At 71.2% G+C, this 21,990-nt stretch carries 19 protein-coding genes and 1 pseudogene; 9 read left to right on the plus strand and 11 right to left on the minus strand.

The features are described 5' to 3' along the window. Window positions 1–139: 139 nt before the first annotated feature. Window positions 140–733, plus strand: a complete 594-nt coding sequence (idi, locus tag ACFVH0_RS02105; RefSeq protein ID WP_385338909.1) for an isopentenyl-diphosphate Delta-isomerase — start codon at window positions 140–142, stop codon at window positions 731–733. A 27-nt stretch (window positions 734–760) separates the two neighbouring features. On the opposite strand, the gene ACFVH0_RS02110 is transcribed toward idi, so the two are convergent. Together ACFVH0_RS02110 and ACFVH0_RS02115 are read right to left on the minus strand one after the other, a co-directional pair. Continuing rightward, window positions 761–1,216: an ATP-binding protein gene (locus ACFVH0_RS02110; protein ID WP_385817525.1), complete on the minus strand. Its 456-nt coding sequence runs from the start codon at window positions 1,214–1,216 to the stop codon at window positions 761–763. Window positions 1,217–1,350: 134 nt separating this feature from the next. After that, on the minus strand, window positions 1,351–1,974 hold the full coding sequence (locus tag ACFVH0_RS02115; protein WP_385817526.1) for an HdeD family acid-resistance protein: 624 nt from the start codon (window positions 1,972–1,974) through the stop codon (window positions 1,351–1,353). An 80-nt stretch (window positions 1,975–2,054) separates the two neighbouring features. Here ACFVH0_RS02115 and ACFVH0_RS02120 point away from each other — a divergent pair, with 80 nt between their 5' ends. Further along, the gene (locus tag ACFVH0_RS02120; RefSeq protein WP_385817527.1) at window positions 2,055–2,813 is read left to right on the plus strand and encodes an enoyl-CoA hydratase/isomerase family protein; all 759 of its coding nucleotides are present in this window, start codon (window positions 2,055–2,057) and stop codon (window positions 2,811–2,813) included. Between the two features lie 11 nt (window positions 2,814–2,824). Here ACFVH0_RS02120 and ACFVH0_RS02125 read toward each other — a convergent pair whose 3' ends face one another. Continuing rightward, a complete protein-coding gene (locus tag ACFVH0_RS02125) occupies window positions 2,825–3,460 on the minus strand; it encodes a DJ-1/PfpI family protein (RefSeq protein ID WP_385817528.1) in 636 nt (211 codons plus the stop codon). Between the two features lie 318 nt (window positions 3,461–3,778). Beyond that, complete coding sequence (locus ACFVH0_RS02130) at window positions 3,779–4,741, minus strand: GlxA family transcriptional regulator (protein WP_385817529.1); 963 nt, start codon at window positions 4,739–4,741, stop codon at window positions 3,779–3,781. A 134-nt stretch (window positions 4,742–4,875) separates the two neighbouring features. On the opposite strand from ACFVH0_RS02130, the gene ACFVH0_RS02135 reads away from it, so the two are divergent. The 4 genes and pseudogenes from ACFVH0_RS02135 to ACFVH0_RS02150 all read left to right on the plus strand — a co-directional run. Continuing rightward, entirely contained in the window at window positions 4,876–5,739 is an 864-nt protein-coding gene (locus ACFVH0_RS02135; protein WP_385817530.1) for a hypothetical protein, read from the plus strand. 147 nt (window positions 5,740–5,886) lie between these two features. Further along, window positions 5,887–8,298, plus strand: a complete 2,412-nt coding sequence (locus ACFVH0_RS02140) for a Tex family protein (protein WP_385817531.1) — start codon at window positions 5,887–5,889, stop codon at window positions 8,296–8,298. A gap of 503 nt (window positions 8,299–8,801) precedes the next feature. Further along, entirely contained in the window at window positions 8,802–10,415 is a 1,614-nt protein-coding gene (locus ACFVH0_RS02145) for an ABC transporter substrate-binding protein (RefSeq protein WP_385817532.1), read from the plus strand. Window positions 10,416–10,477: 62 nt separating this feature from the next. After that, a pseudogene (locus tag ACFVH0_RS02150) lies at window positions 10,478–10,570 on the plus strand (ABC transporter permease); the annotation flags it as partial. A 64-nt stretch (window positions 10,571–10,634) separates the two neighbouring features. Here the strand turns inward: ACFVH0_RS02150 and ACFVH0_RS02155 are convergent. Both ACFVH0_RS02155 and ACFVH0_RS02160 read right to left on the minus strand, forming a co-directional pair. Next, the gene (locus ACFVH0_RS02155) at window positions 10,635–10,910 is read right to left on the minus strand and encodes a hypothetical protein (RefSeq protein ID WP_385817800.1); all 276 of its coding nucleotides are present in this window, start codon (window positions 10,908–10,910) and stop codon (window positions 10,635–10,637) included. 32 nt (window positions 10,911–10,942) lie between these two features. Continuing rightward, a complete protein-coding gene (locus tag ACFVH0_RS02160) occupies window positions 10,943–11,374 on the minus strand; it encodes an amidohydrolase family protein (protein ID WP_385817533.1) in 432 nt (143 codons plus the stop codon). Between the two features lie 23 nt (window positions 11,375–11,397). Here ACFVH0_RS02160 and ACFVH0_RS02165 point away from each other — a divergent pair, with 23 nt between their 5' ends. Continuing rightward, complete coding sequence (locus ACFVH0_RS02165) at window positions 11,398–11,760, plus strand: hypothetical protein (protein ID WP_385817534.1); 363 nt, start codon at window positions 11,398–11,400, stop codon at window positions 11,758–11,760. Here the strand turns inward: ACFVH0_RS02165 and ACFVH0_RS02170 are convergent. The 4 genes from ACFVH0_RS02170 to ACFVH0_RS02185 all read right to left on the minus strand — a co-directional run bounded on the left by ACFVH0_RS02170 (window position 11,724) and on the right by ACFVH0_RS02185 (window position 18,081). Continuing rightward, complete coding sequence (locus ACFVH0_RS02170; protein ID WP_385817535.1) at window positions 11,724–12,227, minus strand: hypothetical protein; 504 nt, start codon at window positions 12,225–12,227, stop codon at window positions 11,724–11,726. The two genes, ACFVH0_RS02165 and ACFVH0_RS02170, sit on opposite strands and share 37 nt — an antisense overlap. A 244-nt stretch (window positions 12,228–12,471) precedes the next feature. After that, window positions 12,472–14,109, minus strand: coding sequence for an ABC-F family ATP-binding cassette domain-containing protein (locus tag ACFVH0_RS02175; RefSeq protein ID WP_385817536.1), 1,638 nt, complete (start codon window positions 14,107–14,109; stop codon window positions 12,472–12,474). Between the two features lie 76 nt (window positions 14,110–14,185). After that, complete coding sequence (locus ACFVH0_RS02180; protein WP_385817537.1) at window positions 14,186–15,955, minus strand: BCCT family transporter; 1,770 nt, start codon at window positions 15,953–15,955, stop codon at window positions 14,186–14,188. A gap of 131 nt (window positions 15,956–16,086) precedes the next feature. Then, on the minus strand, window positions 16,087–18,081 hold the full coding sequence (locus tag ACFVH0_RS02185; RefSeq protein ID WP_385817538.1) for a Xaa-Pro dipeptidyl-peptidase: 1,995 nt from the start codon (window positions 18,079–18,081) through the stop codon (window positions 16,087–16,089). 212 nt (window positions 18,082–18,293) lie between these two features. Between ACFVH0_RS02185 and ACFVH0_RS02190 the strand changes: the two genes are divergently transcribed. Continuing rightward, the gene (locus ACFVH0_RS02190; RefSeq protein ID WP_385817539.1) at window positions 18,294–19,787 is read left to right on the plus strand and encodes a M1 family metallopeptidase; all 1,494 of its coding nucleotides are present in this window, start codon (window positions 18,294–18,296) and stop codon (window positions 19,785–19,787) included. A 164-nt stretch (window positions 19,788–19,951) separates the two neighbouring features. Next, window positions 19,952–21,001 (plus strand): LacI family DNA-binding transcriptional regulator, encoded by a 1,050-nt coding sequence (locus tag ACFVH0_RS02195; RefSeq protein WP_385817540.1) that lies wholly within the window; start codon window positions 19,952–19,954, stop codon window positions 20,999–21,001. Here ACFVH0_RS02195 and ACFVH0_RS02200 read toward each other — a convergent pair. Next, the gene (locus tag ACFVH0_RS02200) at window positions 20,964–21,860 is read right to left on the minus strand and encodes an oxygenase MpaB family protein (protein ID WP_385817541.1); all 897 of its coding nucleotides are present in this window, start codon (window positions 21,858–21,860) and stop codon (window positions 20,964–20,966) included. The two genes, ACFVH0_RS02195 and ACFVH0_RS02200, sit on opposite strands and share 38 nt — an antisense overlap. Between the last annotated feature and the right edge of the window lie 130 nt (window positions 21,861–21,990).

Raw genomic sequence — 21,990 nt, forward strand, 5'->3', positions numbered from 1 at the left:
CCGGTCCCGCCGCGCCCCGTGGCGGGGCGGGACCGGACATACCAGACCCCGAGGTGCGGACAAGCGGCTTTTGTACGGCAGACTTGACCGGAATCGACGGGACCGGCGCACCGGGCCGGGACCATAGCGAAGGATGGGTATGCCGACCACACCAGCCACCGCGGCGCACAGCTCGTCGAACGGCACAGCAGAAGTGATCATGCTCGAACTGGTCGACGAGGACGGCACCACCATCGGTACGGCGGAGAAGCTCGCCGCCCATCAGCCGCCCGGTCAGCTGCACCGCGCCTTCTCCGTGTTCCTCTTCGACGAGCAGGGCAGACTTCTGCTCCAGCGCCGCGCGCTCGGCAAGTACCACTCCCCCGGTGTCTGGTCGAACACCTGCTGCGGCCACCCCTACCCCGGTGAGGCGCCCTTCGCCGCCGCCGCCCGGCGTACGTACGAGGAGCTCGGCGTCTCGCCCTCGCTGCTGGCCGAGGCGGGCACGGTCCGCTACAACCACCCGGACCCGGCCTCGGGCCTGGTGGAGCAGGAATTCAACCACCTCTTCGTGGGAATGGCGCAGGACCGGCTGGACCCGGATCCGGAGGAGGTCGGTGAGACCGCGTTCGTGACGGCCGAGGAGCTTGCCGAGCGGCACGCCCGCTCGCCGTTCTCGGCCTGGTTCATGACGGTGCTGGACGCCGCGCGTCCGGCGATCCGGGAGCTGACCGGGCCGTCCGCCGGCTGGTGAGGGACGGACGGCACCGGGCGCGGGCGGTCAGGGCCGGGGTTTCAGCGGCAGCGCCGCCCAGATGATCTTTCCGCCGCCTGCGGTGTGCTCCACATCGCAGGCGCCGCCCGCTTCCCGGGTGATCTCCCGGACCAGCAGCAGACCGCGTCCGCCGGTCTGCGCGTAGTCCGTCTCCAGGGCCGTCGGCCGGTAGGGGTGGTTGTCCTCGACGGACACCCTGATCCACTCCTCGCCGACGGCCACCTCGACGGCCAGCTCCGGCGAGAGCAGCGCGGCGTGTTTCACCGCGTTGGTGACCAGCTCGGAAACGATGAGCAACAGCCCCTCGGCGACGTCGTCGTCCAGCGGCACGCCCTGGCGCTTCAGCAGATCGCGCACCGCGTGCCGGGCCTGCGGTACCGATACGTCCACGGCCGGAGCGGTGAACCGCCAGACTCCCTCGTACGGGACGGGCCGGGCAGGGACACTCCCGCGGCTCTCCATAGTCCGGTACCCGCTCTCCACTCGGTGGTGACTGCACGTCGAGTACAGAGTGCGGGGCGTAGTCGGCCCGGGCCGGGACAGTGACTCAAGTCGCCCCCTATCGGCGAATTTCGACCGGACAGAGCACCAATGAGTCAGCCTTTGGACCGTTTCTGCTCATTTCCCGGTGACGGGTCGGGCAGTTCGTCGGTCACCCTCTGTTCCGAGACCATCGAGACGATGCGGCGGCCGCCCACTCCCATCGCGATCAGGCCGAGCCCGTCGAAGAGCAGCGCCAGCGAGAAGAAGAGCCCCAGTACGTAGAGGCTGCTGTGCGGCCAGTCGAAGAGCACCAGCAGCCCCAGCAGCAGGCCGAAGGCTCCTTGCAGCAACGTCCAGCCGAACTGCGGGCCGCGCACCACGACGCTGCCCACCAGGCGGAACACCCCGCCGGTCAGGAAGAGCAGCGCGGCGAACATGGTCAGCGCCTCGGCGGTGCCGTGCGGGTGGCGGATGACGACGATCCCGGCGGCGATGTTCAGCGCGGCCACCACGACACCCAGCCAGAAGTAGTCGCTGCCGCGGGAGTCGATGGCGTGCAGCAGTCCGACGATGCCGCCGATCAGCAGCAGCCAGCCGAACAGGAGCATCGAGGTCAGCGTCGCGACGCCGGTGTAGACGAGACCGACCAGACCGGCCACGACGAGCAGGGTGCCGAGCAGGGCGAGCCAGCCGAAACTGCGGCTCAGTCTCCTGCCCTCGGTTGCGGGATCTGCCACGGGAAGCTCCTCACGGTGCGTACCTGGTCCCGGACCCCTTCTTGATCATAGGTTCGAACCGTACGGATAGCATCCGGCACATGGACCGTACGGAACCCGGGCTTGAGCACACCGTCGCGGACGGCGTCGCCACCGTCGTGATCAGTAATCCCGCCAAGCGCAACGCGATGACCGCCGCGATGTGGAGCTCGCTGCCGGGTCTGCTGGATCGGCTGGCGGCCGACCCCGGGGTCCGGGTGCTGGTGCTGACCGGCGCCGGGGACACCTTCTGCGCAGGCGCGGACATCTCCTCGCTGCGGGATCCTGAGGGTGATCCACAGGCGCTCGCGGTGGCGGCCGAGGAGGCGCTGGCCGCGTTCCCCCGGCCGACGCTCGCGGCGATCCGGGGGTACTGCGTGGGCGGCGGCAACCAGTTGGCGGCCGCCTGCGACCTGCGGTTCGCCGAGGAGGGCGCGTCCTTCGGTGTCACCCCGGCCAAGCTCGGCATCGTGTACGCGGCGTCGTCGACGCGGCGGCTGGTGGCACTGACCGGCCCGGCCACGGCGAAGCATCTGTTGTTCTCCGGCGAGCTGATCGACACCCGGCGGGCGCTGCGCACCGGCCTGGTCGACGAGGTGCTGCCGGCCGGCGAGCTGGACAAGCGGGTGGAGGAGTACGCGCGGACCCTGACGGCCCGCTCGCAGCTGACACAGGCGGCGGCGAAGGAGTTCGCCGACGGGCGCGAGGACCGGGACGCGTACTGGGCTCGGCAGGCGCGCAGCAGCGGCGACACCGCCGAGGGTGTCGCCGCCTTCCTGGAGCGGCGCGCGCCGGAATTCACCTGGACGACCGGGCCCTGACGGCCTGCGCCCTACTGGAGGAGGTAGTGGCGCTGGGCACGGAACTTCTCGACCATGGCCGCCGGGGCCTTCTCCGGCGAGCCCGCGTCGTACGGCGGCTGCGGGTCGTACTCGGTCAGCAGCTGTACGGCCTGGGCGTGCTCGTCGCCGGCGATCCGGCCGGCCAGGGTGAGCCCCATGTCGATGCCGGAGGAGACGCCGGCCGCGGTGACGTACTTGCCGTCGATGACGACACGCTCACCGGTCGGCTCGGCGCCGAACCCCTCCAGGACGTCCAGCATGAGCCAGTGCGAGGTGGCCCGCCGCCCCGTCAGCAGTCCCGCCGCGGCGAGCAGCAGCGAGCCGGTGCAGACGGAGGTGGTCCAGGTGCTGGTGGCATCGGCGGCGCGCAGCCAGCCGAGCAGCGCCTCGTTCTCCATCTGGTCGCGCTGACCGGGCCCTCCGGGCACGACCACCACGTCCGGTGCCGGTACGTCGGCGAAGGTCCGGTCGGCGACGAGCGTGAGGCTGTCGGTGTCATTGCGCACGGGGCCGGTCCGCTCGGCGACGAACACGGTCTCGGCGCCGGGGGTACGGGTGAGCATCTCGTACGGGCCGACCGCGTCGAGTGCGGTGAAACGGTCGAAGAGGACGATGGCGATCTGCATGGGTTCCCTTTCGCGGCCGAACGGTGGCGGGTCGGCGGTCGGTGGTGTGGGCAAGCGGCAGGCGGTACCGGCCGGCGGTCGATGGTGCGGACAAGCAGCACGTGGAACCGGCCGGCGGTCGATGGTGCGGACAAGCAGCACGTGGAACCGGCCGGCGGTCGATGGTGCGGACAAGCAGCACGTGGAACCGGCCGACGGTCGATGGTGCGGGTCAGTGGTCGGCCGACGACGGGTTCGCGGTCCTCGGCCGCAGGTCGATGGATGACAGGTGACGGATGACGGGTGACGGGTCGCGGTTCGCCGGCTGCGGGGTGGCGGTCAGCCGGCTGCGGGGTGGGGGCGGAAGCGGCGGCGGTATTCGGCTGGGGCGGTGCCCAGGGCCTTGATGAACGCGCGGCGCATGGCCTCCGGGGTGCCGTAGCCACAGGCGCGTGAGATGCCGGTGACGCCGTCTGTGGTGTCCTCCAGCAGCCTGCGGGCCTGTTCCAGGCGTACGCGGTCGACGTAGCGGCCGGGCGTGAGGCCCGTCTCGGCCTGGAAGGCGCGGGCGAAATGCCGGGGCGAGAGGCGGGCGCGGGCGGCGAGCGCCTCGACGCAGAGATCCTCGCCGGGGTTCTCGCTGATCCAGTGCTGCACCTCGCGCAGCGGTTCGCGCCGGGCGGTCTGGGCGGCGAGCTGGGCGCTGAACTGTGCCTGGTTGCCGGGCCTGCGCAGAAAGACCACGAGGTGCCGGGCGACGGTGAGCGCGATGCCCCTGCCGTGGTCCTCCTCCACGAGTGCGAGGGCCAGGTCGATTCCGGCGGTGACTCCGGCGGAGGTGGCCAGCCTGCCGTCGCGTACGAAGATCGGGTCCGGGTCGACCTCGACGGCCGGGTGGTTGCGGGCGAGGTGCTCGCAGACCGTCCAGTGCGTGGTCACCCGGTGTCCGTCCAGCAGTCCGGCCCCGGCCAGCAGCAGTGCGCCGGTGCAGACGGAGACGAGCCGTTCGGCGTGCGGGGCGTGCTCGCGCAGCCAGTCGACGAGCGCCGGGTCGGGGTCGCGGGTGCCCTCACCGCCGGGGACGAGGAGGGTGTGGGGCGGTTCGGCGTCGGCGAGGCTGCTGTCCGGGACGAGGACGAGGCCGCTGCAGGTGCGGACCGGGGCGCCGTCGAGCGAGGCGGTGCGCAGTCCGTAACCGGCCCCGGGAAACCGGGAGGCCCCGGCGAAGACCTCCACCGGCCCGGTGACATCGAGGCTCTGGACGCCGTCGTAGAGGACGACGAGTACGGATCGCTGCGTCATGGCCACGATCCTGGTCGGCCCGGAGCGTGGCCGCAATGACGAAGAACCCACCTTTTCTGCCATCGCGAGACCCCGGCGATTCCGGCGCCGCCCCGGGGCTACCCGGCGTACCGACCAGTCGGTAATGTGCCTGCATGAGTATTCTGCCGCCGCGCGCCGGACGCCGCTGCCACAACGCCATCAACCCGCTGCACTCGACGGTCTACTTCTCCCCCGACCTCGGCAAGGAACTCGGGGAGCTCGGCATCGACGACCCCAACGCCGCCTATTTCGCCGCGCGTTCGGCGGCGATGGGTGCTGTCGGACCAGGCACCGTCACCGCCGCGTTCTACAACTTCAACCACGACCTCGTCGCCCGGCATCTGCCCGCCGTGTGGTCCGTCGCCGCGCCGCAGGCGGTGCTGGACGCCCGGCTGCGCGCCGCCGACACCACCCTGCGGCGGCTGCTGGGCGAGGAGGTCATAGCCTCCCCGGAACTGGCCGAGGCGGCCGGACTGGCGCTGCGCGCAGCCGAGGGGTGCACCCGACACGCCCGGCCGCTGTACGCCGCCCACGCCGATCTCCCGGTGCCCGAGGAGCCGCATCTGGCGTACTGGCACGCCGGCACGCTGCTGCGGGAGCACCGCGGCGACGGCCATCTCGCCGCGCTCCTGACCGCCGGGCTCGACCCGCTGGAGGCGCTGGTCAGCCACACGGCGACCGGCAAGGGGATGTCCTCGCGCTGGGTGCTCACCACTCGCGGCTGGCGGCGCGAGGACTGGGACGCGGCGAGCGAGCGGCTGCGCGGACGCGGACTCCTGGATGCCGAGGGCGAGTTGACGGAGGCGGGCGTCGCGCTCCGGGCGGAGCTGGAGGAGGCCACGGACCGGATGGACGCGGCCCCGTACGAGCACCTGGGCGCGGAGGGTGTGGAGCGGCTGACCGAGCTGGGGCGCGGGTTCCTGTTCACGGCGGCGTCGGCGGGCGCGTTCCCCGCCGATCTGATGGGCAAGGACTGATCCTCCGGCCGGTCCGGTCCGGACGAGAGGCCCCGGGGGTGGCCGGGCGACACGGCGCCCGGCCACCCGGCACAATGCAGGCCAAGGGGCCCCGCCCCGGCAAGCACAGCCAGTAGAGCCAGTACGAGAAGGCGAGTCGGTAGAACCGTGACGACGTCCATCGAAGGCAGGATCGCCGAGGAGCTCGGCGTACGCGAACGGCAGGTGAAGGCGGCCGTCGAGCTGCTCGACGGCGGGTCGACCGTGCCGTTCATCGCGCGCTACCGCAAGGAAGCGACCGAGATGCTCGACGACGCGCAGCTGCGCACGTTGGAGGAGCGGCTGCGGTATCTGCGGGAGCTGGAGGACCGTCGGACGGCGATCCTCGACTCGGTGCGCGAGCAGGGCAAGCTGGACGAGGCGCTGGAGGCGCAGATCCGGGCCGCCGACACCAAGGCGCGCCTGGAGGACATCTATCTGCCGTTCAAGCCCAAGCGGCGCACGAAGGCGCAGATCGCCCGGGAGGCGGGGCTCGAACCGCTCGCCGACGGCCTGCTCGGTGACCCGTCGGTGGAGCCGCTCGCGGCTGCCGCGGCCTTCGTCGACGCCGACAGGGGCGTTGCGGACGGCGCCGCCGCGCTGGAGGGGGCCCGTGCCATCCTCACCGAGCGGTTCTCCGAGGACGCCGATCTGATCGGTGAGCTGCGTGAGCGCATGTGGTCGCGCGGGCGGCTGGCCGCAAAGGTGCGGGACGGCAAGGAGGAGGCGGGCGCGAAGTTCGCGGACTACTTCGACTTTGCCGAGCCGTTCACCGCGCTGCCCTCGCACCGGATCCTCGCGATGCTCCGGGGCGAGAAGGAGGACGTGCTCGACCTGGTCATGGAGCCGGAGGAGCCCTCCGCGATCCCCGGGCCCTCCACGTACGAGAACATGGTCGCCCGGCGCTTCGGCGTGGCCGACCGCGGCCGCCCCGGCGACAAGTGGCTCGGCGACACCGTGCGCTGGGCCTGGCGGACCAGGATCCTGGTGCACCTGGGCATCGATCTGCGGCTGCGGCTGCGCACCGCGGCGGAGGACGAGGCGGTACGCGTCTTCGCGTCGAACCTGCGCGATCTGCTGCTCGCCGCACCGGCGGGGACGCGCGCCACGCTGGGACTGGATCCCGGCTTCCGTACCGGTGTGAAGGTCGCCGTCGTCGACGCGACCGGCAAGGTCGTCGCGACGGACGTCATCCACCCGCACGTCCCGGCGAACAAGTGGGACCAGTCGCTGGCCACGCTGGAGCGGCTGGCGAAGGCGCACGACGTCGACCTGATCGCGATCGGCAACGGCACGGCCTCCCGGGAGACCGACAAGCTCGCCGGTGAACTCATCGACAAGCACCCGGAGTTGAAGCTCACCAAGGTGATGGTCTCCGAGGCCGGCGCCTCGGTGTACTCGGCCTCGGCCTTCGCCTCGCAGGAACTCCCCGACATGGACGTGTCGTTGCGCGGGGCCGTCTCGATCGCGCGGCGGCTGCAGGACCCGCTCGCCGAGCTGGTGAAGATCGACCCGAAGTCGATCGGGGTCGGCCAGTACCAGCACGACCTGTCCGAGGTGAAGCTGTCGCGCTCGCTGGACGCGGTCGTCGAGGACTGTGTGAACGGTGTCGGTGTCGACGTCAACACCGCGTCCGCGCCGCTGCTTTCGCGGGTCTCGGGGATCGGCTCGGGGCTCGCCGAGAACATCGTCGCGCACCGTGACGCGAACGGACCCTTCCGGTCGCGCCGGGCGCTGAAGGACGTGGCGCGGCTGGGTCCGAAGGCGTACGAGCAGTGCGCGGGCTTCCTGCGCATCCGGGGCGACGATCCGCTGGATGCGTCGAGCGTGCACCCGGAGGCGTATCCGGTGGTGCGGTCGATGGTGAAGCGGACCGGCGGCGATGTCGCGTCGTTGATCGGCAACACCGGTGTGCTGCGGTCGCTGCGGGCCGACGACTTCGTGGACGAGAAGTTCGGTCTGCCGACGGTCACCGACATCCTGAAGGAGCTGGAGAAGCCGGGGCGCGACCCGCGGCCCGCCTTCAAGACGGCCACCTTCAAGGAGGGCGTCGAGAAGATCGGCGATCTGACGTCCGGCATGGTGCTGGAGGGTGTCGTCACCAATGTCGCGGCGTTCGGCGCGTTCGTGGACATCGGTGTGCATCAGGACGGCCTGGTGCACGTGTCGGCGATGTCCCGGACGTTCGTGAAGGACCCCAGGGACGTCGTGAAGCCCGGTGACATCGTGAAGGTCAAGGTCATGGATGTCGATGTGCCGCGGAAGCGGATCTCGTTGACGCTGCGGCTGGACGACGAGGCGGCGGCCGGCACGGGCGCCCAGGGCGGCGGACAGCGGCGCGAGCGCGGTGAGCGCGGCGGCCAGGGCGGCCGGCCGCCGAGGCAGCGCCAGGGCCAGGGCGGCCAGGACCGGGACCGGCGCGGTGGCGGCGGTGGCGGCGGCTCCGCCCGTCAGGCGCCGGCGCCGGTGAACAGCGCGATGGCGGACGCGCTGCGACGGGCCGGGCTGGCGGACCCGAACCAGGGCGGCAGGAAGCGGTAGCGGTGCCCGGGCGGGGAGGGGTGAGCCTGTGACGGCCCCCTCCTCGCCCCTCTCTTCACGGATCCGGTGAGTACACCCCGGATCACGGGTCCGGTGAGTACACCCCGGATCACGAACCGGCGCCCTCTTCGCGGCGCCCCCACTCTCGCGACCGGGGCGTGCCCCATTCCGCCCGCGCGATCCGGGCATTCGCCTTCCGGGACTCCCGCTCGCACCTCCCCCGTCGACGCCACGTACGCACGCGACCGATCCAGCATGCGGACGGAACACCTTGTCGGTATACCAAATTGGTCTCAGGTGAACGTAAAACCCGACACCACATGCGCCACCCCGCCCCTTATATCCAGGGTGTTTCATTACGGCGCAGCAAACGGCATCACATATGCCGATTGATGCCACACCCCCTTGGTATACCTTTGCGCCTCAACGTGCACCCGCACCGGCACTCGTCCGGTCGCCCTGCCGTTTCTGCCGTCCTGCCGTCCTGAAGGAGGCTTGTTCCCGTGCGTCGAATCCCGGCCACTGTCTCGGTGGCCGCGCTGCTGGCGATCACCACCGCGTGCAGCTCGCTCTCTCTCCCCCCCGGCAAAGAGGCCACCACGCGGACGCGGCTCACCGATCTGCGCCCCGTGCGCGATGGCGGCACGGTCACCATCGGGCTGAAGTCCGATCCCGACATGCTGGACCCGAGCCTGACATCGACCCTGGTCGCCCGCACCGTGTTCTCGTCCATGTGCGAACAGCTCTACGACGTGGACCAGGACAACAAGTTCGTACCGCAGCTCGCCGACTCGATGCCGAAGATCACCGACGGCGGCCGGACCTTCACCTTCACCGTCCGCAAGGACGCCAGGTTCAGTGACGGCGCCCGCCTGGACGCCCGGGCGGTGAAGACCTCGCTCGACCGGCATCCGCAGCTGCGCGGATCCGGGCGCGCGTCCGAGATCGACTCCGTGCAGGAGGTCACCGCGATCGGCCCCTACACCGTGCGGCTCTCGCTGAGCCATCCCGACGTCCCGCTGCTGGGCCGGCTGGCCAACACGGCCGGGCTGATCATGTCCCCGAAGGCGCTCAGGAAGTACGGCAGGAACTTCGCCGCCCATCCGTCATGCGTCGGCCCGTTCCGGTACGACAAGCGGGTCGTCGGCGACCGGATCGAGCTGACGAAGGACCCGCTGTACTACGACGCGGACAAGGTCCATCTCGACCGCGTCATCTACAGGACGATCACCGACGGCAACATCCGGATGGCCAACATCCGGTCGGGCGACGTCCAGATCGGCGACCAGACGGGCCCCGTCGAGGTCCGCAACTCCATGGGTGAGAAGGACCTCCAGCTCCTCAACACCCCGTCGCTCGGCTACATGGCCCTCACCCTCAACGTCGGCAACTCGCACGGCATCGACAAGGACCCCAGCCCCGTGGACAACCCCTTCGGGCGCGATGTGCGGGTGCGGGAGGCGTTCGACCTGTCGCTGGACCGCACGCTCATCAACAAGCTGGTCTTCCAGGGCATGTACGAGCCGGCCTGTGGGCCCGTACCGCCGGGAACCCCGCTCAGCACCCCGCTCACCTGCCCGAAGCGGGACGTGTCGAAGGCCGAGCGGCTGCTGAAGGAGGCCGGGGTGAAGACTCCGGTGCCGCTGGAGCTGATGATCAACACGACTCCGGACGACAGCAGGCTCGGGCAGGTCGTGCAGGCGATGGCGGCGGACGCCGGCTTCGACGTCCGGCTGCGGCCCACCGAGTTCGCCACCGGGCTCACCCGCACCCTCGCGGGCGACTTCGAGGCGCGGACCGGCGGCTGGGGCGGCCAGCCGGACCCGGCGGGCAACATCGACAGCCTCGTCGGCACCAAGGGCAGCAACAACCAGGGCAAGCTCTCGGACCCCACGATCGACCGGCTGATCGTCGAGGGCCGCAGCACCTCCGACATCGCCGAACGGCGCGAGATCTACCGCAGGCTCACCACCGCGATCAACAAGCAGCACGGGGTCCTCTACCTCTACCGCAACATCAACTACGTCTCCGCCTCGAAGGACGTGAGCGGGATCAAGCTCTCCGGTGACGGCCTGATCAAGGCCAAGGAAGCCGGCTACACGAAGGGGAGCCGGTGAAACTCCTGCGCAGACTGCTCACGTCGTACGTGAGCCGCCGGATCGGCATGTCGCTGGTGACCATGGTCCTGGTGAGCATCACCGTGTTCTTCGGGGTCCGCGCGATGCCCGGCGACACCGCCCAGGCCCTCGCCGGCGAGCAGACCTCCCCGGAGGTCCTGGCCGCGATCCGCGAGGAGTACGGGCTCAACGACAACATCGCGGTGCAGTGGACTGGCGTTACGTCAGCAACGCGGCCACCGGAGACTTCGGCACCTCGGCCCGTACCGGACTCCCGGTGCTGGACTCCATCACCCAGGCACTGCCGATCACCCTCGAACTGGCCGCGCTGTCCCTGCTGATGGCCGTGGTCGTCGGCATCGGCGCCGGGGTGCTGGCGGCCGTGCGGCGCGGCGAGCCGGAGGAGTGGCTGGCCAACGGCATCGCCCTGCTCGGCATGTCGGTGCCCTCCTTCTGGCTCGGGATCGTGCTGGTGCTGGCCTTCGCCATCGCCATGCCCGTCTTCGCGGCCTCCGGATTCGTGCCGTTCAGCGCGGATCCGCTGGAGCACCTGCGCCGTCTGGTGCTGCCGGCCGTGGGTCGTCCTGGACGCCGTCGCGGATGTCGTCGAGCCGGAACGCGACCAGGTCCGCCTGTGCGCCCGGTTCCAGCCGTCCGAGGTCGGTGCGGCCCAGTGCGCGGGCGCCGCCGAGGGTGGCCGCCTCTACGTAGCGTTCGGCCGGTGCCGCGTCCGGGCGCCCGTCGACGACCTTGGCGAGGTGGACGCCGAGGTCCATGCCCCGGATCAGGTCCGGCGGGAAGGAGTCGGTGCCCAGGCAGAGGTTGACGCCGGCCCGTCGGTGGGCGTCGAAGGAGTGCAGCACCTGGCCGTAGCGCAGTGAGGTCTGCGGGCAGTGGATGACCGAGACGTCCGCCGCCGCGAGCGTCGCCAGGTCGCCGCGGTCCTCGCCGTGCACCACGGGGGCCGGTCGATCACGATTCCGTGCGGGACGAGGAGCCGGGTGTCCAGCAGCCCGGTGCGTTCGAGCAGCCGCAAGGGGGTGGTGCCGTGCAGCTCCCGCACCAGGTTCCGTTCGTGCAGGCCCTGGAGGCAGTGGAGCCGTACGAGGACGTCGCGGCGGCGCGCGATCGCGGCGGTCTCCCGCATGAGCGCCTCGGTGAGCGTCTCGATGCGGCACGGCAGCAGCACGCCGTTGACCAGCGGGTCGGCCAGTGCGGCCGTGTGATCGAGGAAGCGTTCGGCGTCCCGGAGCCCGTCGCGGCCGAGGTCCTCGTCGAACTCGACGCCCCGGCTGCCGTCGGGCAGGGTCACGTTGACGCCGGAGCGGTAGGCGGCCCCAGATAGCCCCGCAGGCCGATCCGCCTGGACGTCCGTGCCATGTCGACGAGTTCGTCGTACGGCTCCGCCCAGGCGCTGTGGATCTCCGAAGCGATGGGCATGTAGGTGGTGATGCCGTGCAGTGCGAGCTGGACGAGCGCGTACTCGCGTACGGTGGCCCGTTCCGCCGGTGTGAAGACGTCGTGCCGCCGGTCGGTGAAGTGCTCCCGCGACCAGAGGAGTCCGCCGCCGGTCTCCGGCGGCGCCCAGGAGTCCAGGACGAGATGGTCGATGTCGGTGAGGGCGTCCAGGTCGATCAGCCCCGGCATCACCAGCGCCTCGCCGAGGTCCAGCTCCGCGTCCACCGGTCCGTCGTAGCGCGTGCCGACGTACGCGATCCTGTCTCCGTCCCACACGATCTCGCCGTCGCGCAGCAACGCGTGGCCGCCGTCGCGGTGGGCGAGGATGTGGGTGGCGCGCCAGCGGGTACGCACAGGGGCCTCCTGCGGATGCGGTGTCGGGGCCGTTCCGGCCGGACGGCGGTCCTTGGCGGAGCCGACACTAGCACTTGGCATACCAAATTCCGCCACCGCCGAGCGGTATGCACGTATTGCGGCGAACGCCCCGGCTGCCGAAGGTACAGAATCGGGAAGTGCGACCCCTTTGGGATACCAGAAGGGGTGATGGATGGTCCGAGCTGCCGGGCTCCGGGCCGCCGCCGACGGCCCGGAGCGGGGCTCAGAGCTCCGTGACCCGTCCCGCCGCCACCTCGACCCGCCTGGTCGTGCGTACCGCCTCCAGCATGCGCCGGTCGTGCGTGACCAGCAGCAGCGTTCCGGTGTACGAGTCGAGCGCCGATTCCAGCTGCTCGATCGCGGGCAGATCGAGGTGGTTCGTGGGCTCGTCGAGCACCAGGAGGTTGACGCCCCGGCCCTGGAGCAGGGCGAGCGCCGCCCGGGTGCGTTCGCCCGGGGAGAGGGTCGTGGCGGGGCGCATCACATGGTCGGCCCGGAGGCCGAACTTGGCGAGCAGGGTGCGCACTTCGGCCGGTTCGGTGTCGGGCACGGCGGCGCAGAACGCCTCCAGCAGCGACTCCGGGCCGTGGAAGAGCTTGCGTGCCTGGTCGACCTCGCCGACCACCACGCCCGAGCCGAGCGTCGCATGGCCGGAGTCCAGCGGGAGGCGGCCGAGCAGCGCGGCGAGCAGGGTGGACTTGCCCGCTCCGTTGGCGCCGGTGATGGCGACCCGGTCCGCCCAGTCGATCTGCAGCGACGCCGGACCGAAGGCGAAGTCCCCGCGTACGGCCTGCGCTTCGCGCAGGGTGGCCACGACCGAACCGGAGCGGGGAGCCGCGGCGATCTCCATCCGCAGTTCCCATTCCTTGCGCGGTTCCTCGACGACATCGAGCCGTTCGATCATGCGCTGGGTCTGCCGGGCCTTCGCGGCCTGCTTCTCGCTCGACTCGCTGCGGAGCTTGCGGCCGATCTTGTCGGAGTCGGTGGCCTTGCGGCGGGCGTTCCTGACGCCCTTGTCCATCCAGGAGCGCTGCATCTGGGCGCGCCCTTCGAGGGCGGAGCGCTTGTCGGCGTACTCCTCGAACTCCTCGCGGGCGTGCCTGCGGGCGCGCTCACGCTCCTCCAGATAGGCCGCGTAGCCGCCGCCGTACAGATTGATCTGCTGCTGGGCGAGGTCCAGTTCGAGGACCTTGGTGACCGTGCGCATCAGGAATTCGCGGTCGTGGCTGATGACCACGGTGCCCGCGCGGAGCCCGGAGACGTAGCGTTCCAGCCGCTCCAGGCCGTCCAGGTCGAGGTCGTTGGTGGGCTCGTCGAGCAGGAAGACGTCGTAGCGGGAGAGCAGCAGGGAGGCCAGACCCGCGCGGGCGGCCTGACCGCCGGAGAGCGCGGTCATCGGCAGGTCGAGGCCGACGGTCAGTCCCAGCTCGGCGGCGACCTCGTCGGCACGCTCGTCCAGGTCCGCGCCGCCGAGGGCCAGCCAGCGCTCCAGTGTCTCGGAGTACGCGTCGTCCGCACCCGGTGCCCCGTCGACGAGGCCCTGTGTGGCGGCGTCCATCGCGGCCTGGGCCTCGGCGACTCCGGTGCGGCGGGCCAGGAATTCCCGCACCGTCTCTCCGGCCCGCCGTTCCGGCTCCTGCGGGAGGTGGCCGACGGTGGCGGTGGGCGGGGAGAGCCGCAGCTCGCCCTCCTCCGGCCGGTCGAGTCCGGCGAGGAGCCGGAGCAGGGAAGATTTACCGGCGCCGTTGACTCCGACGAGACCGATCACATCACCGGGCGCGACGACGAGGTCGAGTCCGGCGAAGAGTGTGCGGTCGCCGTGTCCGGCGGCGAGGTCCTTGGCGACGAGGGTGGCAGTCATCAGGGTGTCGATCCTAATCGGCGCCGGGGGGCCGGACCGCCCGGCCGGTCGCGTTCCGGCCGGGCGGCGGGTGCCCTCAGCCGTCGCGCGGCGGGGTCGCCCGGCCGGTCGGGCCGGGGTCGGGTCCGTGGCCCTCGTGGAGCCCGGTGGTGACCTGGCTGCCGCCCGGACCGATCCGGATCTCGAAGTCACCGGCGTACTTCGCGTGCCCCTCGATCACTGCGGATTCGACGGCTTCCACACCGAATTCGCGCCGGACGATCAGCGGGTCCTGGCGCAGGTCCCGCATCAGCGCCACGCACATGCCGATCATGACGACGGTGAACGGCGCGGCGACCAGGATCGTGAGGTTCTGGAGTCCGGCGAGCGCGTCGCCCTTGCCGTTGCCGATGAGCAGCATGATCGCGGCCACCGCCCCGGTGACCACGCCCCAGAAGATGACGACCCACTTCGCTGGTTCGAGGATGCCCTTCTGGGAGAGCGTGCCCATCACGATGGAGGCGGCGTCGGCGCCCGAGACGAAGAAGATGCCGACCAGGATCATCACCACCAGGCTCATCGCCGTGGCGATCGGGAACTGCTGGAGCACGCCGAAGAGCTGTGCCTCCTGGGTGACGGCGTTGCCGAGCTTGCCCGCCTCCTGGAGGTTGATCGCCGTACCGCCGAAGATGGCGAACCACACCAGGCTGACGGTGCTGGGCACCAGGATGACGCCGCCGATGAACTGGCGGATCGTGCGGCCGCGGCTGATCCGGGCGATGAACATGCCGACGAAGGGCGTCCAGGAGATCCACCAGGCCCAGTAGAAGACGGTCCAGTTGCCGAGCCACTCGGCCACGTCGCCCTTGCCGGTCGCCTCGGTGCGTCCGGCGAGCTGGGCCAGATTGCCGAAGTAGGCGGCGATCGAGGTGGGCAGCAGGTCGAGCACGATGATGGTGGGCCCGGCGATGAAGACGAAGACGGCGAGGACCAGGGCGAGCACCATGTTGGTGTTGGAGAGCCACTGGATGCCCTTCTCCACACCGGAGATCGCCGAGGCGACGAAGGCCACGGTCAGCACGGCGATGATCAGCACCAGCAGTCCGGTGCCGGTCTCCTCCTTCCAGTGCAGTTCATGGAAGCCGCTGCCGATCTGGAGGGCGCCGAGGCCCAGGGAGGCGGCGGAGCCGAAGAGGGTGGCGAAGATGGCGAGGATGTCGATCAGCCGCCCGAGACCGCCGTGGGCGTGCCTGGCTCCGATGAGCGGTTCGAAGACGGCGCTGATCGTCTGCCTGCGGCGGCGCCGGAAGGTGCTGTACGCGATGGCCAGACCGACCACGGCGTAGATCGCCCAGGGGTGGAGCGTCCAGTGGAAGAGGGTGGTGGCCATCGCCGTCTGCATCGCCTCGGAGGCGTCGGCGGGGTGGGTGCCGGGCGGCGGGCTGGTGAAGTGCGCGAGCGGCTCGCTCACTCCGTAGAACATCAGGCCGATGCCCATGCCGGCGCTGAACATCATGGCGACCCAGGACACGGTCCGGAACTCGGGCTCCTCGCCCTCCTGGCCGAGAGCGATCTTGCCGTAGCGGCTGACGGCGAGCCAGAGGGCGAAGACCACGAAGCCGGACGCGGCGAGCATGAAGGCCCAACCACCGTTGTGGATCAGCCCGTTGAGCATGGCACTGGAAATGTCCTCCAGCGTGTCGGTGGCGGTGGCTCCCCAGACCACGAAGGCGAGGGTGAGGACGGCGGTGACACCGAACACCACCCGGTCCGTCGTGGGGTGCCGGTTCTGGGCCGGGTCGCCGGGGAGGTCCGCCGTCACCGACAGTTCACCCCGGCCGCCCGTTCTCTGTTCGTCCTGCGACACGGATGGCACCTTTCACGGAAGCAATGATTTCGCTCTCCGTAGGCAGTACCACACGCAGCGCTCACCTCCCGGGACCAACAAGCGGTACCGGCCCGCGCACCGGTCCCGGGGTTCCGCGGCCCGACGAGGCGCTAGGCGTGGCCGCCGCCCGGGACGCGGGCGGCCGGACGCTGCGGCGTGACGCCCTGGACACCGGCGGTCCCGGGGCCGTCCGGTACGGCCGCGGAGCCCGTGGTGGCGCGGACGAAGGCACCGGTGCCGCCGACGAAGGGCAGCTTCGCGAAGGTGCGGGCCAGATCGAGGGTGAGGGTGGGGGTGGAGTCCGGCGGGTCGATGAGGTCCCGGTCGGTGCCGGCGACGATCAGGGCGAGGCGGTGCCCGGCCGGGACGACATGGTCGGTGGCGGCCAGGTCGAGGGTGAGGGTGACGGCCCTGCCGGGAGTGAGGGGGCGGCCCTTGCGCGCGTCGGCGTAGGTGCCGAGGTCGGCCCAGCCGCGGCTGACCACGGTCCGGTCGACGGTGGCGGTGCTCGCCCCGGTCTCCTTGAAGCAGGAGCTGTCCCCCGCGGTGCTCGCGCCCCAGCAGCTGCGTTCGGTGAGGGTGGTGATGCCCTCGCCGGAGGAGCCGTAGTCGCGGATGGTGTCGGGGCCGATGTCCACGAGGACCGCGGAGAGATGGGCGGTCGTCGTGGTCGGGGTGGCGGTGAGGGTGACCCTGGAGGAGCCGGAGAGCCGCAGGTCGGTGGTGAGCGGCGCGGTGCGGAAGCCGGCCTTGGCTCCGGTGGTCCGGTCCAGGTCCGCGGCCCACTGCGTCTCGCTCTGCGCCGGATCGTCGGTGAACGTCTCGGTGGCGCCGGGGCGGGCGGGCTTCAGGGCCAGGGTGCCGACGCCCGGCGCGCTCCCGGTGCCGGGGCGCACGGTGGTGGCGTGGGTGGTACGGGGCGGCCAGACCCGGTCGGTGGACCACTGGTCGGGGTGGCGTTCGATGTCGGCCATCGGCTCACGGTCGATGCCGTTGTCGTAGCCGAGCAGGTAGTGGTCGAACCAGCGGTGCAGCGTGTCGACCCATTCGGCGCGCCGGAAGTCGAACGGGTCGACGTGTCCGGTCTGGGAGAGCCAGATCTTGCGCTCCACACCCCGGTCCGCGAGCGCGTCCCACCACTGTCCGAGGTGCTTGGTACGGACGTTGAGATCCTGCATGCCATGTACGGCGAAGACGCTGGCGCGCACCTTGCGGGCGTCCTTCACGTAGTCGCGCCCGGTCCACAGGCCCGTCCAGTCGCCGGTGCGCGGGGCGCCGTCGACGAGCCGCTGCTGGACGGCGGCGCAGCGGTCGCGCGCCTCGGGGCTCTCCACGTAGCCGGAGAGCCAGTCTGGGCCGCTGCCGTAGAGGGGTGCGCCCTGCGCGAAGTAGTAGTCGTACCAGGAGGAGATGGCGCCGATCGGCACGATGGTCCGCAGTCCTTCGACGCCGGTCGCCGCAACGCCATTGGCGACGGTGCCGTCGTAGCTCTTGCCGATCATCCCGGTGCGGCCGTCGGACCAGCCGGCCGTGGCGCGGGCGGAGCCGGTGCGGGTGGTGTAGCCGCGGGCCCGGCCGTTCAGCCAGTCGATGACGGCCTTGGCGGACTGCACGTCCGAGCGGCCTCCGACGTCCACACAGCCGTCGGACCGGCTGGTTCCGGCCAGATCGACGGCGACGAAGGCATATCCGCGCGGCACGAAGTAGTTGTCGTAGTGGAGCGGGAACTGTACGGGCCGGCCGTCGGCGTCGTACGTCTTGAGCTGGCTCTCGTTGCCGCGCCCGCAGCAGGAGTAGTACGGGCTGGCGTCCATGATCACGGGGATCTTCCGGCCCTGCCGGGCGGGTTCGCGCGGCCGGACGATGTCGGCGGCGACGCGGTCGGAGCGCCCGTCCCCGTCGCCGTCCAGTCCGGTGTCGACCCAGACCGATTCGCGGACGGCGTCCCCGTACGAGTAGACGGGCCTGCTCTCCGGTGGCCGGGCCTTCCCGGGGCTCGCGCCCTGGGCGCCCGCCGGTGAGAGCAGTACGGCCATCAGGGCGGCGACGGCCGCCACGACCAGCGATCGGTAACTCGAACGGGGGCCTCGCGCACGAATCGGCATGGGCGGAAGGTACCCCGGTCAACTCCACCGCGACAGAGGGCGATCAGCGACACGAATGGCACGATCACGGCGCAAACCCGACGGGCCTGGGTGGCGGCCGAATGGCGATCGTGTGACAGCTGCGGCCATGGACACGACTGTTGCGGCAGTCGCTGAATAGTGTCGACGTGACGGTTCGAAAGATCATTCGCCCCGACGACTTGGAGCATTCCGTGCACCGCAGATTCATCGTCCCGAGCGCGATCGCGGCCTCCCTGCTGCTGGCGATCCCGGCCTCGGCCGCCGAAGACACCGTGGGCGCCCCGGGCATCGGCGACCCCTACTACCCGGCCAGTGGCAACGGCGGCTACGACGTGTCCCACTACGACCTGCGGCTGAAGTACCAGCCCGCGACCGATCTGCTGGAGGGCACGGCGACCATCCTCGCCACGACCACCCAGGAACTCTCCCGGTTCAACCTGGACTTCGGGCTGGACGTCTCCGAGGTGCGGGTCAACGGCAAGAAGGCCGGCCATGTGAGGAACGGCGAGCAGGAGCTGGAGATCACCCCGGCGGCCCCGCTGGCGAAGGGCAGGGCCGTCTCGGTGGTCGTGCGGTACGCCGGGAAGCCGTCCGAGGTGAAGATCAACGGCTGGACGTCCTGGGTCCGCACCCCGGACGGCGCGGTGGCCGCCCAGGAGCCGGAGTCGGCCGCGTGGTGGTTCCCCGGCAACGACCACCCGCTGGACAAGGCGACGTACGACATCTCGGTCTCCGTCCCGGACGGCACCCAGGCGATCAGCAACGGCACGCTCCAGTCGCAGAGTTCGAGGCTCGGCTGGACCCGCTTCAACTGGCGCTCCGCGCAGCCGCAGGCGACGTATCTGACGACGCTGGCGGTCGGGAAGTTCGACATCACCACGGACACCACGTCGGACGGGCTGCCGGTCGTCAACGCGTACAGCAAGGACCTGGGCGCCAACGCCGGTGCGGCCCGCGCCAGCATCGAGCGGACCGCCGAGGTCGCCGAGTGGCTGACCGGCGTCTTCGGGCCGTACCCCTTCGACGCGCTCGGCGGCTACTCCCCCAATGTGACGAGCGGCTTCGCCCTGGAGACCCAGACCAGGCCGTTCTACAGCCCGAAGCAGTTCGCCAACGGCGCCAATGTCTCGGTCGTCGTCCATGAGCTGGCGCACCAGTGGTACGGCGACAGTGTGTCCCTCAAGGGCTGGAAGGACATCTGGATCAACGAGGGCTTCGCCCGCTACAGCCAGTGGCTGTGGTCGGAGAAGGAGGGCGAGGGCACCGCGCAGGAACTGGCGGACTACACCTACGCCCTGCACCCGGCCGACGACCCCTTCTGGACGGTGAAGCCGGGCGACCCGGGCCCCGACAACCAGTTCGACGCGGCTGTCTACGACCGGGGCGCGATGGCGCTCCAGGCGCTGCGCAACGAGCTGGGCGACGAGACGTTCTTCGCGCTGCTGAAGGGCTGGCCCGCCGAGCACGCGCACGGCAACGCGAGCGTGAGCGACTTCGTGACGTATGCGGAGCGGGTCTCGGGCAAGCCGCTCGCCGCCCTCATCGACGCCTGGCTGTTCCGCGCGGAGCGGCCCGGGGCCCCGGCGGCGGCCGGCGCGCACGCACTGCACGCCGCCGGGCAGCCGGCCCGGCCCGCCTCCTGGAAGAAGATCGCGGCGACGAACTCCGTGCACGACCACCGCTGACCGGTACGCGGACCGGGTCCGGACGCCGTCGCCCCTCCTCCTCCACGTGGGGCGGCGGTGCCCCCGGCGGCGGGCCGGCGGCGCCGGTTAGGCTGATGGCGTCGGTGCTGTCCGGCCGGCCCAGGCCGTTTTTGGCCCGATTCCGCGTGTACGAGGAGCGTCCCTTGCCCGGTCCGTCCCACGACCCCGCCCACGATGCCCGCCCCACCCTGGAAGCGGTGGCAACCCGTTCCGGGGTCTCCCGGGCGACGGTCTCCCGGGTGGTGAACGGAGGAGCCGGGGTGCGCAAGCCGCTGGCGGACCGGGTGCGCAAGGCGGTCGAGGAGCTCGGCTACGTACCGAACCACGCGGCCCGGACCCTGGTCACCCGGCGCAACGGCGCGGTCGCCGTGATCATCGACGAGCCGGAGTTCCGGATCTTCTCCGACCCGTTCTTCTCCCAGCAGATCCGTGGCATCAGCCGCGAACTGACGGCGCACGACTCCCAGTTGGTCCTGCTCCTGGTGGAGGGAAGCGGGGACTTCGACCGGGTCGCCCGCTATCTGGCCGGTGGCCACGTGGACGGCGTGCTGGCCTTCTCGCTGCACACCGACGACGAACTCCCCGCGATCATCCGCAGGTTCCGGGTGCCCACCGTGTACGGCGGCCGTCCGGGCCTGCCGGGCGCCGCGTCCGAACTGGCCGTCCCGTACGTCGACTGCGACAACCGGGGCGGCGCGGCCGCGGCCGTACGCCATCTCGTCGCCCTGGGGCGGCGGCGGATCGCGCACATCGCCGGACCGCCCGACCAGACCTCGGCCCTGGACCGGGTGGACGGCTACCGCGACGTGCTGCCCGAAAATGATCCGACGCTGGTCGTGGCGGGCGACTTCACCGTCGAGGGCGGTGCGCGGGCGATGGCAGAACTGCTCGATCGCCACCCCGGCCTGGACGCGGTCTTCGCCGCCAACGACCTGATGGCCTCGGGCGCCCTGCGGGTGCTGCGCGAGCGCGGTCGCAGCGTGCCGGACGAGGTGGCCCTGGTCGGCTTCGACGACATGGTGTCGATAGCCGAGGTCACCGAGCCGCCGCTGACGACGGTCCGTCAGGATGTCGAGGGCATGGGCCGGTTGATGGTGCGGATGCTGATGAGCCGGCTCGACGGCGAGGCCGGTGGCGACGAGCAGGAGTCGGTGATCACACCGACCGAGCTGGTGCGCCGGGCCTCCGCGTGATCTCACGCTGGGCCGCCCGTGCCCTGCGCGCGTACGGGAGATAGCGCAGCCGCTCGGGGAGCACGGGCACCACGCGCCGCACCACCCCGCTGAAGCGCCGCAGTCTGCGCTCCTGCCGGTCCGTCCACTCCAGCCCGATGGCCTCGCGTGCGTCGGGCGGCATCAGCCCGATGGTGACGAAGCGCCGGAACCGGGCCAACGGCGGGAACAGTACCGGCCACAGCGCCCTCAGCAGCAGCCTGAGCGGCAGCGGTCCGCGGTCCGGCGGCGGGACGGGGCGGTCGATGGCGACCAGGTCCTCGACGACCGCGGTCGCCCCTATCTCGTCGGCGAGCACCTTCCGGTAGTACGGCCAGAACTCCTCAATCGTCTGCGGCATGTCCCGGTCGTGGATGCCGAGGACCCGGCCGACCTGGAGCCATTCCCGGTACAGGGCGCGTTCCTGTGCCGGGGTGAGCGGCCGGACGAGATAGCGGGCGGCGTGCTGGTAGACCGGGAAGCCCGTGGCGTGCACCCACGCGTAGTTGGCTGGCGACAGCGCGTGGTAGCGCCGCCCCCGGGTGTCGGTGCCCTGGATGGTGCGGTGCAGGGCGCGCAGTCTGCGCCCCTCCTCGGCCGCCGCCTCGCCCCCGTAGACCCAGAGCTGGAGCGAGCGCAGGGACCTCTCGCCCCGCCCCCAGGGGTCCGTGCGGAAGACGGAGTGTTCGTCGACCCCGGCGCCGACCGCCGGATGGGCCACCTGGAGGGTGAGCGCGGCGGGCAGCATCAGCAGGGCCCGGACATCGCCGGAGAGGCTCCAGAGCACACCGCCGGGCGGCGGCGGTACGGGTTCGGCGCCCCTGGCCGGTTCGCTGGTCATACGGTGCTCCCGACGGTCGGCGGGCGCACGGCTCGGCGCCCGGTCCCCTGTATGACCCAGTATGCGAGCGCCCGGGAAGTCATGCGCACCGGCCCCCCGCGGCAGCCCGCCGCATGCGCGGCCGTCGACG

Source organism: Streptomyces sp. NPDC127117 (assembly GCF_042677325.1).
In the GTDB taxonomy this organism is placed as follows: Bacteria; Actinomycetota; Actinomycetes; order Streptomycetales; family Streptomycetaceae; genus Streptomyces.

Coding starts and splice junctions, on each gene's coding strand:
- ACFVH0_RS02110 (WP_385817525.1), bottom strand. CDS start 1,216: ATGGAGAGCCGCGGGAGTGTCCCTGCCCGGCCCGTCCCGTACGAGGGA.
- ACFVH0_RS02185 (WP_385817538.1), bottom strand. CDS start 18,081: ATGCCGATTCGTGCGCGAGGCCCCCGTTCGAGTTACCGATCGCTGGTC.
- ACFVH0_RS02120 (WP_385817527.1), top strand. CDS start 2,055: ATGGACCGTACGGAACCCGGGCTTGAGCACACCGTCGCGGACGGCGTC.
- ACFVH0_RS02130 (WP_385817529.1), bottom strand. CDS start 4,741: ATGACGCAGCGATCCGTACTCGTCGTCCTCTACGACGGCGTCCAGAGC.
- idi (WP_385338909.1), top strand. CDS start 140: ATGCCGACCACACCAGCCACCGCGGCGCACAGCTCGTCGAACGGCACA.
- ACFVH0_RS02155 (WP_385817800.1), bottom strand. CDS start 10,910: ATGGCGATGGCGAAGGCCAGCACCAGCACGATCCCGAGCCAGAAGGAG.
- ACFVH0_RS02200 (WP_385817541.1), bottom strand. CDS start 21,860: ATGACCAGCGAACCGGCCAGGGGCGCCGAACCCGTACCGCCGCCGCCC.
- ACFVH0_RS02135 (WP_385817530.1), top strand. CDS start 4,876: ATGAGTATTCTGCCGCCGCGCGCCGGACGCCGCTGCCACAACGCCATC.
- ACFVH0_RS02125 (WP_385817528.1), bottom strand. CDS start 3,460: ATGCAGATCGCCATCGTCCTCTTCGACCGTTTCACCGCACTCGACGCG.
- ACFVH0_RS02175 (WP_385817536.1), bottom strand. CDS start 14,109: ATGACTGCCACCCTCGTCGCCAAGGACCTCGCCGCCGGACACGGCGAC.